Below are 15,762 nucleotides of genomic sequence, written 5' to 3'. Positions count from 1 at the left end.
AAATGCTTAGACCGCAGCTTGTTTTATTTTTGTTTTTCATTTGGTTGGCTCCAACATTTTCAGCCCTTGCTCAATCAGAAGACAGCACGCAAGCGAGCATTACCCATAGTAGCAAAGGCTTTGTATTCACCACGGCAGATAAAAAATTTCAACTGCAATTTGCTTCCAGATTGCAGTTCCGATTTGCCACACCCGATGATCAAAATCCATTGACTTTTGATGATTTTGACAATCCGGATACAAGACTATTCAAAATCAACCGAGCAAGGCTAAAAATCGGAGGACATGCCTACCAGCCTTGGTTGAAGTATTATTTCGAATACGAATTAGCTCAGGGAAATTTGCTGGATTTTCGTGTAATGATAGAAAAATGGCCTTGGCTGAAATTCAAATTTGGACAGTGGAAAGTGGAGTATACAAGAGAAAGATTTATCAGTTCGGGCGAACAGCAGCTGGTAGACCGCTCTATCATCAATCGTCCCTTTACCCTGGATAGACAGCAGGGAGCTACTGTTTATGGAAATCTTGCAGGCAAAGGAATCGCCAATTTTAGCTATTGGGTCGCAGCACTCACTGGTACAGGTCGAGGATCTACATTCAATGACGACAACAAACTAATGTATTTTGGAAGGCTCCAGTGGAATTTTCTGGGGGAAGAGCTGGATTTTGCTGGTGGAGATTTAGAGATTTCACAAAGACCTGTTGGCATCATCGCCTTTGCTGCTGTGACCAATACCAGTCCTTACACACGTTTTTCCCAGTCTGGAGGAGGCCAACTGGAAGGCTTTGAAGCAGGCGAAAATGGTCAATACAAAGTAGATCAGTTCCAAGTAGAATCCGCATTAAACTATCAAGGATTTTCTTGGGCCATGGAGATCCACAGAAAGACAATATTTGATATCAAATCCCAAAATGGAACTACTCTGGGAGGATTCTATGCGCAAGCGGGATACTTCCCTCACGGGCTGATCCCCAGCATCACTCCAAAACTGGAAATAGCAATGAGGCTTTCCCAATATAGACCTGACCTAGATATCAGATCCAACACCCAACAGGAAGTCGGACTGGTCGGAAATTACTTCTTTGCAGGACACAAAAACAAATTGACAGCGGAGGTGACAAGATTTACCTTTGAAGACCAAAGCCTCTTGCGAAAAGACGAAACAAGATTTAGATTTCAATGGGATATCTCATTCTAGAGAAATGAAAAGAATCATGTAATCTCCATTTGCCACTCTATGAAGAAATTAGTACTCTGTATCGCTTGCATTTGGCTCAGCAGTCAGGTGAGCTTCGCGCAGGACTCGCTCATCTATACTCCCAATCGGATCAACGATTTCAAATGGGTACCGCTTCCCGCCATCGCCTACAATCCTGCCAATGGCTGGATGTTTGGCATGGCTCCTTCCGCTACCTGGTATATGGGCAACCCTGAAAACACCAAGCTTTCTAATCTGGTAGGAAACCTCCTGTATACCACCAAAAAACAATGGATTTTCAGTTCTAGAAGTAATATTTTTCTTGATGAAAATAAATTAATTCTCATCGGAGACTGGAGGTATTTCATCACTTCTCAGCCCACCTATGGACTGGGAAGCAGCACCCCCAATGATCCAATTGCCAATCCAAGTGATCCTGCAGTCCTTTGGGGTGAGCAGCAAATGGATTTTCGTCTGATCAGGTTTTATGAGACCGTTTTGAAGCGAATCTCAGCTAGTAATTTTTACTTAGGTGTCGGATATCATCTGGATATTCATTCCAAAATCGAAAACTTCATGAATGAGGAATTTGATCCCAACTTACAGTTTGTTCACGATGATTATAATTCCTCCTTGGGATTTGATTTGGACAGGTACACGCTTTCTGGGATCACGATCAATGGGATTTTCGAAAATCGGGACAATGCGGTATCCCCCTACGAAAAAAACTTCGCTTTGATCTCTTATAAAATCAACCCATCCTTTCTCGGGTCAGATCAAAGCTCCTCCACCCTACTGATGGATTACCGGCATTATTTCAATCTTTCAGAAAAAAGAAAAAGGCATCTCTTGGGTGTCTGGACCTATGCAAATTTTTTGGTTTCTGGCAAACTCCCCTACATGAACCTCCCGTCATTGGGTTGGGACATGTTTGGGCGAACTGGCAGAGGCTATGCCCAAGGCAGGTTTAGAGGAGAAAACATGCTCTATGCCGAGTCTGAATATCGGTTCCCACTGCAAAAAGAAAAAGAAACCTTCGGAGGGACGGTTTTTGTCAATGCCAATTCATTTGGAAGCAAATACAGCGGAGAAAAACTGCTTGAAAACATTAACATGTCTTACGGAGTTGGCTTAAGAGTGATGATCAACAAGGAAAATCGGACTACTATCACAGCTGATTATGGCATAGGAAGAAAGGGAAATTCGGGATTTTATCTAAACATCAACGAAACATTTTAATCCAATAATTTCAAGGTTTTTCACAGTTTTCATTTAATTTTAGTCCTTACTTCCTAAATTTTTATCCATTTAAGGAAGTGTACATTCTTTACTTAGTCACTTTATTTCTAAATTACTCATTATGAAAAAGTTACTCTTTTTAGTCACACTCCTCCCTCTTTTTGCAGGTGCTGCATTTGCTCAAGATATCAACGATGAAATCACGCTTATCCAGGCGGAATTTGGCATGGGCAAAAAACAACTCGTCGAAGCCTACATGGATTTACCGGAATCAGAGGCTAACCTCTTTTGGAAAGTCTATCAGGAATATGAAGATCAGCGTCAATTGCTAGCGAGAGAGCGATACTTGATCATCGACGAATACCTCAGCAATCTGGAAAGCATGAGCGAAGAGGAGTCGGAATCTCTTGCCAAGCGCACTTTGAAAAATGATGTGGCACTGAGCAAATTGCACCAGACCTACTTCAAAAAATTCAAAAAAGCTACCACAGCCAAAAATGCAGCAAAATTTCTCCAAGTGGACATTTATATCCACAACACGATCAGAAATGCCATGCAGCAAGAGCTGCCATTTATAGATGAAAACTAATTTAAATCAATAACCAACATGTTTAAAAAGACCAGAATATTCCTATTTGGAATATTGCTTACCACTGTGGCTCTGTCATGTGTACCTGACGGAGCAGACTATGTCGATGAACTGGACATCGTCTATACCAATCACGATGCAGACTTTGCATATGCCTCGCAAAACACCTATGCAATCCCAGACAAGGTCATCAAGATCACTGGAGAAGCGATAGAAGGCGAAGAACCGGAATTTGTCGATGCGGTCTATTCCGCCTCTATTCTCAGCACGATCCGCTCCAATATGAATGCGCTCGGCTACACTGAAGTGGACAAAAGTGCCAATCCAGATTTGATCATCTTGGCATCTGCACTTCAGACAGATCAATTGTACTACTACTACGACTGGTGGTATTGGAACTGGTGGTACCCAGGCTGGGGCTGGGGTTGGGGATGGTACTATCCTGGCTATTATCCTCCTCAGGTCACTAGAGTTCGTACAGGAACTGTATTCTTACAGATGACTCAGCCAGCTGGAATCAGTGCCAGTGACAAAATCCCTGTGGTCTGGACTGGAATTGTCAATGGACTTTTGGAAGGTTCCAAAGATCAGGTAGCGACCAGAATCACCAACACCATCAATCAGGCTTTCACTCAATCTCCATATTTGTCTAAATAATCATGAAAAAGACATTATACACTGCTCTGATTTTGGTTTTTGCCTTTGCGGGAATAGCCAAAGCACAACATTCGGCATTCACTATCGAAATACCAGTAACCATCCCTGTGGGAAATACCGCTGACTTTATCGATCAGACTGCCATCCGTGGGATCAACATTGAATATCAAAGATTCATCAAACCGGAATTTGCAATCGGTGGTGAAATCGGTCACAGTACCTTATACAAAAGAGAAGACAGCAAAGTCTATACTGAAGGCACAGCCTCTCTATCAGGCATCCAATATCGCTATCAATATGCCTACCCTATTCTCGTGACAGGTACGTATTTCCCGATGACTGCAGGGAAGGTAAAACCTTTTGCAGGATTGGGAATCGGCACCGTGGCTCAAGACAGAAGGCTGGACATGGGAATATTTTCATCCGAGGAGACCCATTGGCAATTTGCTCTTCGACCGGAGTTAGGACTGTTTTTCGAACCATCTCCTCAAGTAGGTTTCAAATTGGGAGCTAAGTATTATAACTCCTTTGAAAGCAACAATCTCGAGGGCCAATCAAACATTGGAATCAACTTCGGGTTAGTATTCTTGAGATAAGATCACCTATCCTACATATATTTTAATCCAAAAAGTCTAGGTATGAAAACACTAAGAATAATCGTTTCGCTATGTGCTTCCGCATTGATTTTTGCCTGCAGCTCATCTGGTCCGGTAGTAGTCAATGAGGATCTGTATGCTGATTTTGATTTGAGCAGCTACCAAACCTTTGATTTTCATGACATCGATGCAGAAAATCGAGGCAAAGAGGAATTTCAGGCCAACATGGACTATCTCCAAGAAGCAATCGTCAAAAAGCTCACCGAAAGAGGCCTGACGCAGAGCAGTTCTAACCCTGATCTGACCATCAACCTTGGCTTGACTGTCGAAGAAAAGGTACAGACTCGTGAAACCAATCTAGCGACCGATCCTTTCATGTATACAGGCCAGAGAAACTACACCTGGCAGGTACAAGATGTACCGGTAGGAACCTATGAAGAAGGCACTCTCGTCATGCACCTGATAGATCCAGATCAAAAAGAAGCCGTATGGATCGGTACCATAGCCCGTGCACTTCCAAACAAAGTGAAAAACACTCCTGCGACGATTGACAATGCCGTAGATCTTTTATTCAAACAACTAGACAAATAATTTTAAACTTTCAACTGAAAAACAACATGAGAAAATTATCTTCATTTCTCGTCATCACCCTTTTGATCTTGGGTGCTTGCTCGCCAAGTGTAAAGATTTTGGGTTCTTGGACCAGTCCAAACAAGCCTGCTGGTGGATATGATGACCTATTCGTCACTGCATTGACGGACAATATCCTAGCAAGACAAACTGTCGAAACAGACTTGGACAATCTCCTCATGGAGGATGGTGTCAATGCACAAAGTAGCTTTGACATACTCCCTCCAGGTTTCAAATCCAATGGAGTAGATAAAGATCAGATTTTGTCAAAAATCCGAGAACTTGGAAATGATGCTATCCTGACTGTGGCTGTATTGGATCAAACCAACGAGACCCGCTATGTCCCTGGCACGACCATGTATTCTCCTATGGGCTATGGATACTATGGTAGCTTCTGGGGATACTACAACTACTACAATCCAGTGATGTATGATCCGGGCTATTACACTACGGACAAAAACTACTACCTAGAGGCAAACCTCTATGATGCAGAGACAGAAGAATTGGTTTGGTCATCTCAGTCTGAGACTACCAACCCAGCTTCTATTGAGACTTTCTCAAAAACATTCTCTGAGACAGTAGTAAATCAATTGATCAAGGATGGTCTGATCATCAAAAAGTAAATTTTACAAGTACTAAAAAAGGGAGCTCAATCAGATTGAGCTCCCTTTTTTGTTTCCTCAGGAATCAAGTCAACTTCTTGCATCAAGCGGCATTTCGCGCTGCATTGATGATTCCAAACATACTTCTCAATACTAGTTTTTGAAGCACTTCGAGATTTTTACCATCCTCCAGCATCGTCTGAATGGCAAATTGCTGAATTGTAATCAATGGAAGTACTATGCGCTCTCTAATAGCAATCGAGGTTTTGATGACTTTATTATCCCCCATCAGTTCTTCCATTTGTGAGACCAACTTGAGTTTTTCTACGGATCGATTATACTCCTCAAACATCAGCTCCCAAAAACCTCCATACTCTTTATTTTCTTTGAGGTAAGAAGTAGCCGGGTAAAAACACTTGTTGAGAGACTGCATGGAATTGCCTAGCAGCGTTCTGAAAAACAGACTTTCCTTGTAAAGTGTCTGCAGCTCCTCTGTTCTCCCTTGCTTTTCCATGGATTCGATGGCAGCACCTACTCCATAAAATCCTGGAATATTCTGCTTCATCTGCGCCCAAGAACCTACAAAAGGAATTGCTCTCAAGTCTTCAAACTTCAGTCCTTCTCCCTTCCCTCTTTTCAGTGGTCTGGAGCCGATATTGGTTTTACCAAAATATTTGAGAGGAGTGACATGCTCCAAGTATGGCACAAATTTCGGATGGCTTTTAAAGTCTTTATAAGACTCATAGCCCAAGTTGGCCAACTCTTCGATCAAACTCCTTTGATCTTCGGAAAGATTTCTTTCAGCATCTGAATACAGATGGTTTTCCAGTCCTGCACTGAGCAATTGTTCAAAGTTGTAAATACAAGAAGCTTGCTTGCCATAATTGGCAGAAATAGTCTGTCCTTGAATCGTCACCTGAATCTCTGAGTTTTCTACCCTTTCACCGAGAGAAGCATAGAAGTTGTGCATGTTTCCTCCACCTCTAGCAGGAGGTCCTCCTCTCCCATCAAAAAAGACGACTTCAATTCCATTTTCTTTCGACACTCTGGTCAGCTCCTCTTTAGCTCTCAGGATAGACCAGTTGGCTTTCAGATAGCCGCCATCTTTGGTCCCATCAGAAAATCCGAGCATGATGGTCTGCTTATTTCCTCTTGAGGCCAAGTGTTTTTGATAGACTGGCAACTGGTACAACCAGGCCATGATCTCTGGAGCCTCAGCCAAGTCATCGATCGTCTCGAATAGCGGCACTACATCCAGTGGCAATTGCTCCTTCCCTTTTCCTAAGGTCAACTGAGCCAGCTGAAACACTTCCAGTAAATGCTTTGCTGACTGGCAATTGGAAATAATATATCGATGAAGCGCTTCCTCTCCATTAGCAGTCTGTACCTTTTCGATAGCTCCTATGGACTGAAGCATCTCACGGTGAAAATCATCCTTAACAGCTTCCAAAGCAGGCAACTCTTTACAGGCTAGGATCTGATCTATCTGATTTTTCTCACCTTCAGCCCACTTCACTCCCTGAATCTGAAAGATTTCATTCCATAGACTGTCATGTTTTCGGCTATCCTGACGCATGTCCATATGTGCAAAGTGGAAACCAAAAATTCTAACTTTCAAAATGAACTGATCCAACAATTCCAGAAACAGGCCATTGTGATGCTTGATGAGCATTTCCCTAGCCTCTAGCAATTGCGCTATCAGCTCTTCTTTATTTTGATATACAGGCGTATCCTCAAACAAGGTGGTATAAATCCCCTTTTCTACCTGTAGCATGATGCCTTCCACATGCTTGAAAGTAAGTCTTCTTCTCACTTTGCGGATGTCTCTGTAGTAGCATCGAAGCACCCACTTCTTGAGTCTTTCCGCTACTTGTACAGTCGTCTCATGGGTCACAAATGGATTACCATCCCGGTCTCCACCTGGCCAGAAACCAACTTTCAATAATCCAGGGTTTTCCCACGAATGAATCGGCTGATCCAGACTGGTCAAAAGCCGAATCATGATATCGGAAATAGATTGATAGAATACATTTTCCAGATACCAGATCAAACTGACCGCTTCTTCATACGGGCTAGGCTTTTCTCTATTGATAAAGCCAGTTTTTCCCAGCTGCTGAAGAAGTTGGTTGATTCTACCTAGGTCATCTGTACGGATGGCATTCTCCAAATCCGTGATGATTCCCAATACATTCCCAGGGTAAAACTGCGTCGGGTGAGCCGTAAGCGTCAGTCTAACTGAAAAGGTCTTCAACTTTTCTACCAACTCTTCCTTTTTGTGGTCACTTTCCGCACGGGTAATCAAAGCTTTGATAGAGCCTTTCCCGCCCAGATCATTGATACGCTCATAGGCGGCATCTTCTATGGAGTCAAACAAAACTACCTGTCTCTCCACATATTGGATCATTTGAAAAAGTAAATCAGTCCGCTCCTCCTGAGTATTGGAAGGCATGAGTTCTTCAAAATAGCCTTCAATAATCTGACGGGGAGATTTGCCGGACTCAAAGCCCTTTTCACAAGCCTTCCCCAGTAGCGGAAGCATGGTTCCGGTACGAAAGATATCATCGAATGGAAGGTCTAAAAAAAGTGAATTGTAAATCGTAAATCGCTTGGCGACTTCGGTGTCATAGGTTTGGTACATTTATCACAGGGTTTAAAGCTTAGCAAATTAATAAAATTTATGCTTTTTCTCGAATTATTTACGTTTTCAACAAAAATTCAAGACAAATTGTTAATTAAATTCATCAAAAAGGTCATTTTTCTAATTTTCATATCAATCTCTATCTATTTTTGATTTCCTATATTTCATCATGAAACAACGTTGGCTCCTTCCCATCCTAGCAGGTCTTTTTTCCTGCAGTTCACCTACCTCCTCTACTCAAGAAAACAGCACCCCTATGACCTATTCTTTTCTGGTCGGCACCTATACCAAATCTGACGATCAAGGCCTGGATTTTCTCACTTTGGTACCAAAGAAAGATTCCGTTCACCTCCAGACACTTGTTCCTAATTTAGCCAATCCTTCCTTTGTATTAGCCAGCAAGGATGGAAAAAAAGTTTTCACACTCCAAGAAGAGGCCGGTAAGGGAGGAGGGAAAATTGTGAGTTTTGAAAGAAATCCTACGGACAACCAGCTGACTCTACTAGACTCCATGGAAACTCAAGGAGATCACCCTTGCCATATCGCTCTATCTCCAGATGAAGACTTTCTGATTTTGAGCAATTATAGTGGAGGAAGCTTATCCGGGTTTCGGGTAGACCTGAAAGGAAGACTAGCTTTTTCTCAATTGATTCAGCATGAAGGATCCAGTGTCAATCCAGACCGTCAAGAAGCACCTCATGTACACAGCGCGACATTTTCACCAGATGGCAAAAATGTATTGGTAGCTGACTTGGGTTCAGATGAAATCTATATTTACAGCTTTGAAGTAGAAAAAGAAGCTCCTCTAAACTTGAAAACAAAAGTCTCGATGACTCCTGGAGACGGGCCTAGACATTTGGCATTTTCCAAAGATGGCAATCAAGTTTATGTCGTGCAGGAAATGACAGCTGTACTAGAAATATTTGATTTCAAAGATGAAAATTTAACCTCCAGACAGCGACTCTCCTTACTCCAAGATGATTTTGACGGATCGGTTGGTGCTGCAGAGGTGAGAGTTTCGCCAGACGGGAATCACATTTACGTCTCCAACCGAGGAGATGCCAATACTATTTCTGCTTTCAAAAGAACCGACAATGGGGAGCTTGCATTGATCTCACACTATCCGTCTGGCGGCATCATGCCTAGAAATTTCAACCTGACAGCCGATGGACAATACCTCGTTTCCGCACACCAGCAGTCCGGAGATATTGTGATCTTCAAAAGAAATGTAGAGACAGGTGAACTGACTCAAACAGGACTACGGACGAAAGGCAATCAACCCGTCTATTTATTCCCGCTCACTCATTAAGCGGGCTCTTCCCAATTCGCTGCCTGATTATATATCAAGCTACCCTTTGAGATTTGAAGCGGCGATGCCAGGTTATTGTGATACAATTGTCCGGTACCCAAACCTTGGGGGATCACAGGCTGATACTTCGAAGCCAGCTGTGCGATGGCATTGAGGCCGACATTACTCTCCAGAGCAGATGTCACCCACCAGCCGATCTTCTTGGATTCAGCAAGCGAGATCCACTCCTGACTTTCCGAAAATCCCCCCAGAAGACTGGGCTTGAGGATTATGTGTTGAGGGTTGATGTGATTAAGCAAGCTTGTTTTGTCCGCCACACCGATCAGTTCCTCATCCAAAGCAATCGGAAGAGGTGATTTTACACATAGTTCAGCCATTTCATCCCTCTGAGCAGCACGGATCGGCTGCTCTATGGAGTGAATACCCAACTCAGACAGTTGTTTCAGTTTGTCCAGGGCTTCATCAGGCTTGAAAGCACCATTTGCATCTACTCTTAAGGTGATTTCATCTGGCGAAAACTGCTGTCGGATGTACCTTAAAAGCTCCAACTCCTGCTCAAAATCAATCGCACCAATTTTCATTTTGATACAGGTGAATCCTGCTGCCAGCTTTTCTTTGATCTGGGAAAACATAAACTCTTTTGCTCCCATCCAGATCAAGCCGTTGATAGCAATCGCATCAGATGCATCTCTAAAGGCATTTCTGAAAAATCTCTTTTCTCCCGCATTTTTCCAGTCTAGCACCGCCATCTCCAAAGCAAAACGAGCAGCAGGTAGGTTTTGAGGAACCAAATCTTTGATCCGAGCCAAAACATCAGCTTCATTTCCTGACCAATCCTGCCTTGCAGCTTTTGCCAAGACTTCTCCCAAGCGTACCTCAAAATCCGGTCTATCATCTACACTTAGCTGGACCAGAGGCGCCGCTTCGCCCCAGCCTACCCGATCAGGAGCCTGCAAGTCCCAAGTTTTGACCCACCAAATTTGACGGGTTTTGAGCACTCCTCGGGAAGTACCCGCATCAAACTTAAACTCCAGAACTCTGGGAACTATCTCAAAATTTAACTTCATCGAAAATGGGAATTTGTGAAATGAGAGAGCAAAAGATTTGAAGCTTTATATTTGCCTTTTCAAAATCAATCGCATGCAAGAGCCTCTCATCAATCTAAGAGACTACGAATATACACTACCTGAAGATCGGATAGCCAAGTTTCCATTGGAAAAAAGGGACCATTCCCAATTGCTCCACTACAAAGACGGAAAGATCAGTCATCAGCATTTTTATGATTTGCCTGAGCTGCTGGAAGAGCATAGCTTGATGGTATACAACGACACGAAGGTGATTCCGGCCAGATTGATATTTCAAAGAGAAACTGGTGCAAGGATTGAGATTTTCCTATTGCAACCTGTATCTCCCAGCACCGTCATTCCCGAAATCATGCTTGCAAAGCATCCTGTCACCTGGGAAACGATGATAGGCAACGCCAAGAAATGGAAAGACGGAGAAATTCTGCAAGGGAAACTGGATTTTCAGGGCAAGGAAACCTTAATCCAAGCTGTGCTGACAGATCGGGAATCCAAGCGAGTGGAATTTAGATGGTCTGATTTTACCATTCCATTTGTGGACATCATCGAGGCAAGTGGTGAAGTTCCGCTTCCGCCATACCTCCACAGAAAACCCGAAGAGGATGATAAAAACCGATACCAAACGGTTTATTCCAAAAATGAGGGAGCTGTAGCTGCACCGACAGCTGGACTGCACTTCACGGAGGAAATCTTTGATCAAATCCGCAAGAAAGATATCCGAGAAGCCCAAGTGACGCTCCACGTGTCTGCAGGGACTTTCCAGCCGATCAAGGTGGACAAGGTCACCGACCACCCTATGCATAGTGAGCAGATTCATTTCCAAAAGTCCAGCATCGAAAAAATCCTTAACCAGAAAGGCCAAACTATTGCGGTAGGGACTACTTCTATCCGAAGTCTTGAGAGTCTTTATTGGTTTGGAGTGAAACTTCTGGAAAACAAAGGCACTGATTTCAGCATAGAAAAACTCTTCCCCTACCAGCAACGGAGCTCCATTCCTACTCGAGCAGAGGCTTTGCAAGCTGTATTGAATTTCATGGAGGCTCAACAAATGGAGGCTCTGATGGGCAGTACTGAGATTTTTATTTTCCCCGGCTACAGATTTCACATGCTCGAAGGCCTGATCACCAATTTCCATCAACCCGGCACCACCCTTGTGTTACTTATTGCCGCTATGCTGGGAGATGATTGGAAAAAAGTCTATCAAGAAGCTCTAGAAAATGACTATCGCTTCTTAAGCTATGGAGATAGCAGCTTACTATGGATTCCGGATTCGGTTTTAGAAAATCACTAACTTCAGCCTATGCGTCTGTCCTCTTATTTTTTAGCGTGTTTTCTCCCAGCGATTCTTTGTCTATACTCCTGTGGAGAAAGTGAATCCCCTGAGCCTGCTATTCCAGAGAATTCGGGGCAAATCTCCATCACAGGGATCACACTAGTAGATACAAATAGTGATTTTGAAGAAAACTGGGAAGCACAAATCAAATTAACTGTCACAAACAAAGAGACTCAAGACAAGTATAGCTTGACCATTTCTCCAAGAGAAGATCCGATCCCAGAAAAAATAATTCTTCCTTTTGGAAGCTATGACTATGACTATACTTCGGGGAATCAAGGAGAATTTTCTGCTACGGCATCAGTAAAACTTTCCGGTGAATTCACAGTCAATCGCACAAACCAAGAGATTGGGATCAGTGGAACTAGACTCAATTCAAGAATCTTTGTTTCTTCTGAAGAATCTATCTCCGCTCCCATATTCAATGGAACTGAGCCGATAACATTTTACAGCTTTTCTTCTCAAGAACATTTCATCTACAGTCAGACCACAGGCTTACAATCCTTTCAGGTCCCTTTTGCCAATGACAGATCCCTGACACAATATTCTCTTCTCACTGAGTCCTCCGAGCAGGTAGTGGAACTGGACTATAATGTAGCCACAAATCTCTACGAAGAGCATCACATCAAACTTGATCCAGCTAAAAACCCAGTTTCTTTGGTAGGAACTGAGCTGGCCGAGCTTCCTTCTTCTCAAAATGAAACATCCGGCCTGGCATGGATTCAAGGTCGGCTTTTCTCTATCAATGACGGTGACAATAGCAATCAAATCCACGAACTCCAGCCTTTGACTGGAGAGCTGATTCGGTCGATCACAGTAGCCAATGCCAGCAATAGGGACTGGGAGGATTTGGCAGTCGGAGATGGATACCTTTTTATTGGTGATTTTGGCAACAATCTAGGAACTAGAAAAGATCTTACGATCTATCGAGTTCCCATCACCGATGTTTTGACCTCGGCTCAGGTATCGGCAGAGCGAATAGATTTTCATTATCCAGAGCAGTCTGACTTTAGCGGAACAGATGAAAACCATCCGTATGATTGTGAAGCGATGATTTTTCACCACGATATGCTTCATCTTTTCACCAAAAACAGAGGGACTGAAGACAGTCATCATTACGTTTTAAAAAATGAAATCTTTGTCCAGTCAGCCGTTTTTCTAGAAACTATTGAGACTGAAAGCCTGATTTCTGCAGCAGAAATAGACGCTACCACTGGGGAAATCATCCTTTTGGGAATGAAGCCATTCGGCACCAATCCCTACGAACAAGTAATCTGGATTTATGAGTTAGAAAACGAAAAGCTGAAATCTATTCACCCCAAAATTAAAATCGGAGACCTCTCGTTGAGAGGCAACACCGAAGGACTAGCTTTGGGAAATGATAAGATGCTTTGGGTTAGTTCGGAGTTTGTATCGCTTCAGGGATTCCCGGAGATCGCCCCCAAGCTCACATTATTCAGTCTCTTGGGAGTCACAAAATAAAACGATCAGCAATATGTAGCCAATTTTGAAAAATTGGTGTAGTCGATCTCTTTGATCAATAAAATCAAAGAATTTGAAAACTCCTGTCTACAGATATTGACCTGATACGGGTATTCTCCCGGTACAAACTGGATATTTTTGGACGAACCAAACAACCTCAAGAGCTCTTCCATGGAATCGGACTTGATGGAAAAACAGCTCTTTTGAGTCGAACAGTTTTCGATTAAAAATGTGGCATTACTTACTTGAACAATCATGGGCTTAAAAGTTATTGACATAAAATTAAGGGCTTGATTTGGTAAAAAAATACCCGGTTCCGGGTATTTTTCAGGAATTATTCAGAAAAAACGTAAATTATTTAAGTTGAAATTCAATTGATTAAGCAAATCCTCCTCTAAAGTTTTATTCCCTGGGAAGAATGTTTGTTAAAATCTTCTCATTTACTTTATATTTGCATCGCCTTTGGGGAGACATTCTCCGTATAGAGGCTAAACAGAGAGTTGGGTGAGTGGCTTAAACCAGCAGTTTGCTAAACTGTCGTACGGGTCAAACCGTACCGGGGGTTCGAATCCCCCACTCTCTGCCAAAAAGGCCAAGAAAGCCAAGGGGTTACTGAATCAAAAATCAGTAACCCTTTTTATTTTCTAGGAATTTTATTCAGAAAGTATTGATAATCAGCATTTTAAAAAAAACAAAAATGCTTTTTTCACTCAAATTGGGACAACCTGTGATTTTTGGAATTACAGGTTTTTTTGTGTCCAAACCACTATAATTTTCACAATTGCCTGTAATCCCAGTGCGTCATTCGTGTAGTCCTTGGATTCAAAAAAAAGACGCACTGAAATCCTTATAGAACATTGAATATCAACATGTTCAATAATTAACCTTCTTGTGATTTAGAGCTTATATTTCGAGTTTTATTAACCAAAATCAGTGCGTCATGCTAGAAAAAAGCTTCGGTTTGCTCTTCTTTTTAAAGCAATCCAAAAAAAACAAAACAAATGAAAGGTACATCTACCTTCGCATTACAGTTGATGGGAAATCTAAAGAACTGTCAACCAAGAGATTATGCAACCCGTCTATTTGGAACCCTACTTCAGGTAGAGCCATAGGAAATTCTGAAGAGGCAAAAACCATTAACTCTCTCTTGGATACGCTTTATTATAAAAGCCTCCAAGCAAAAAAGATCCTATTGGACAAGGACGAGGAAGTAACTGCAGAAGGTATTAGGAATATTCTTTTGGGAGTGAGTGAAAAGAAAAAGATGATTCTTGAAATTTATCAGGAACATAATGACCAGGTAGAGGCCCTGCTCCATAAAGAATATGCACCGGGTACACTGCAGCGATTTCGAACTTCATTGGATCACACCAGAGCTTTTATCAAATGGAAATACAAGAGAGAAGATCTAGAAATCCATAAACTGGACTATGACTTTATTTCCTCTTATTCATTTTGGCTTAAAACAGTTCAGAATTGCAGCCACAATACGACAGTTAAGTATCTGGCCAATTTTAAAAAGATCGTCTTGATTTGCTTAAAGAGTGGTTGGTTGGATAGAGATCCGTTCATCCGATTCAAAATGGTTAAAAAAGAAGTCCATCGGATATTCTTAACCTATGAGGAAATCAAACGCATAGAGAACAAGAAATTTGCTACTGACAGACTGAATCATGTCAAAGACATCTTTTTATTCAGTTGCTTTACTGGACTCGCCTACATAGATGTAAAGTTACTTAGCCGGTCCCAGATAGTTACGGGAATAGATGGAGAACAATGGATATTTACTAAAAGGAGGAAAACAGATACCCCAACACGACTTCCCCTACTCCCCAAAGCACTTGACTTAATCAACAGATACAAAGATCACCCTACTTGCATAGACGGAACTCATGTCCTTCCCGTTCTGAGTAATCAAAAAATGAATTCCTATTTAAAGGAAATAGCAGATCTCTGTGAAATAAACAAGCCTCTCACCTTCCATATTGCCCGTCACACCTTCGCAACAACAGTTACCTTGAGCAATGGTGTCCCTATCGAAACTGTATCAAAAATGCTAGGTCACAAGTCACTAAAACAAACTCAGCATTACGCAAAGATCTTGGATACCAAAATCAGTCATGATATGATGGCATTAAGGAAAAAACTGTCATAAACCCACAACTAATTGAATGTCCATCAACAATAATTGAAGTTATTCAACTGGAGATAGCGATCTATTTTAACCATACTTGTTATTTAAGTTTAAAAAAAAAGCACATACACATACTAACAGTTTGTGTATGTGCTTTAAAATAGAAGGGGCCTGATATGCCTCCACAGGTTATTTCTTTTGAATCAAAGCTAACGTCGGTAACCAAACGATTGACGTATTCCCTTTGTTGCAAACTGGCGTCATAGCTAAAC

14 protein-coding genes and 1 tRNA gene are annotated in these 15,762 nt (G+C 42.2%); 12 read left to right on the top strand and 3 right to left on the bottom strand.

What is annotated here, in order from left to right:
- Nucleotides 1-2: 2 nt before the first annotated feature.
- From G460_RS0119040 to G460_RS0119010, 7 genes are all read left to right on the top strand, one after another.
- A complete protein-coding gene (locus tag G460_RS0119040) occupies nt 3-1,199 on the top strand; it encodes a porin (protein WP_026956834.1) in 1,197 nt (398 codons plus the stop codon).
- A gap of 39 nt (nt 1,200-1,238) precedes the next feature.
- Nucleotides 1,239-2,438: a BamA/TamA family outer membrane protein gene (locus tag G460_RS0119035; RefSeq protein WP_026956833.1), complete on the top strand. Its 1,200-nt coding sequence runs from the start codon at nt 1,239-1,241 to the stop codon at nt 2,436-2,438.
- 121 nt (nt 2,439-2,559) lie between these two features.
- On the top strand, nt 2,560-3,027 hold the full coding sequence (locus tag G460_RS0119030; RefSeq protein ID WP_035464802.1) for a hypothetical protein: 468 nt from the start codon (nt 2,560-2,562) through the stop codon (nt 3,025-3,027).
- 18 nt (nt 3,028-3,045) lie between these two features.
- On the top strand, nt 3,046-3,684 hold the full coding sequence (locus tag G460_RS22260) for a DUF4136 domain-containing protein (RefSeq protein WP_051316135.1): 639 nt from the start codon (nt 3,046-3,048) through the stop codon (nt 3,682-3,684).
- A gap of 2 nt (nt 3,685-3,686) precedes the next feature.
- Nucleotides 3,687-4,280, top strand: a complete 594-nt coding sequence (locus tag G460_RS0119020; RefSeq protein ID WP_026956831.1) for an outer membrane beta-barrel protein — start codon at nt 3,687-3,689, stop codon at nt 4,278-4,280.
- Between the two features lie 42 nt (nt 4,281-4,322).
- The gene (locus tag G460_RS22255; RefSeq protein ID WP_051316134.1) at nt 4,323-4,871 is read left to right on the top strand and encodes a DUF4136 domain-containing protein; all 549 of its coding nucleotides are present in this window, start codon (nt 4,323-4,325) and stop codon (nt 4,869-4,871) included.
- A 26-nt stretch (nt 4,872-4,897) separates the two neighbouring features.
- A complete protein-coding gene (locus tag G460_RS0119010; RefSeq protein ID WP_035464800.1) occupies nt 4,898-5,533 on the top strand; it encodes a hypothetical protein in 636 nt (211 codons plus the stop codon).
- Between the two features lie 82 nt (nt 5,534-5,615).
- Here G460_RS0119010 and G460_RS0119005 read toward each other — a convergent pair whose 3' ends face one another.
- Nucleotides 5,616-8,150 carry a phosphoenolpyruvate carboxylase gene (locus G460_RS0119005; RefSeq protein WP_026956829.1) on the bottom strand — a complete coding sequence of 845 codons (2,535 nt, stop codon included), beginning with the start codon at nt 8,148-8,150 and terminating at the stop codon, nt 5,616-5,618.
- A gap of 169 nt (nt 8,151-8,319) precedes the next feature.
- On the opposite strand from G460_RS0119005, the gene G460_RS22250 reads away from it, so the two are divergent.
- On the top strand, nt 8,320-9,459 hold the full coding sequence (locus G460_RS22250; RefSeq protein ID WP_051316133.1) for a lactonase family protein: 1,140 nt from the start codon (nt 8,320-8,322) through the stop codon (nt 9,457-9,459).
- Here G460_RS22250 and G460_RS0118995 read toward each other — a convergent pair.
- Nucleotides 9,456-10,526 (bottom strand): o-succinylbenzoate synthase, encoded by a 1,071-nt coding sequence (locus tag G460_RS0118995; protein WP_026956828.1) that lies wholly within the window; start codon nt 10,524-10,526, stop codon nt 9,456-9,458. The genes G460_RS22250 and G460_RS0118995 overlap by 4 nt on opposite strands.
- Nucleotides 10,527-10,599: 73 nt before the next feature.
- Here G460_RS0118995 and G460_RS0118990 point away from each other — a divergent pair, with 73 nt between their 5' ends.
- Together G460_RS0118990 and G460_RS22755 are read left to right on the top strand one after the other, a co-directional pair.
- The gene (locus G460_RS0118990; protein WP_026956827.1) at nt 10,600-11,832 is read left to right on the top strand and encodes an S-adenosylmethionine:tRNA ribosyltransferase-isomerase; all 1,233 of its coding nucleotides are present in this window, start codon (nt 10,600-10,602) and stop codon (nt 11,830-11,832) included.
- A 9-nt stretch (nt 11,833-11,841) separates the two neighbouring features.
- Nucleotides 11,842-13,356: a hypothetical protein gene (locus G460_RS22755; protein ID WP_051316132.1), complete on the top strand. Its 1,515-nt coding sequence runs from the start codon at nt 11,842-11,844 to the stop codon at nt 13,354-13,356.
- Between the two features lie 5 nt (nt 13,357-13,361).
- Here the strand turns inward: G460_RS22755 and G460_RS0118980 are convergent, their stop codons facing one another.
- On the bottom strand, nt 13,362-13,613 hold the full coding sequence (locus G460_RS0118980; RefSeq protein ID WP_026956826.1) for a hypothetical protein: 252 nt from the start codon (nt 13,611-13,613) through the stop codon (nt 13,362-13,364).
- 237 nt (nt 13,614-13,850) lie between these two features.
- Here G460_RS0118980 and G460_RS0118975 point away from each other — a divergent pair.
- Nucleotides 13,851-13,942 (top strand) — tRNA-Ser (locus G460_RS0118975).
- Nucleotides 13,943-14,296: 354 nt separating this feature from the next.
- Nucleotides 14,297-15,511, top strand: coding sequence for a site-specific integrase (locus G460_RS0118970; RefSeq protein ID WP_026956825.1), 1,215 nt, complete (start codon nt 14,297-14,299; stop codon nt 15,509-15,511).
- Nucleotides 15,512-15,762: the final 251 nt, after the last annotated feature.

Source organism: Algoriphagus vanfongensis DSM 17529 (assembly GCF_000429465.1).
Lineage (GTDB): Bacteria > Bacteroidota > Bacteroidia > Cytophagales > Cyclobacteriaceae > Algoriphagus > Algoriphagus vanfongensis.
This window is presented reverse-complemented; position numbering and strand designations above follow the sequence as displayed.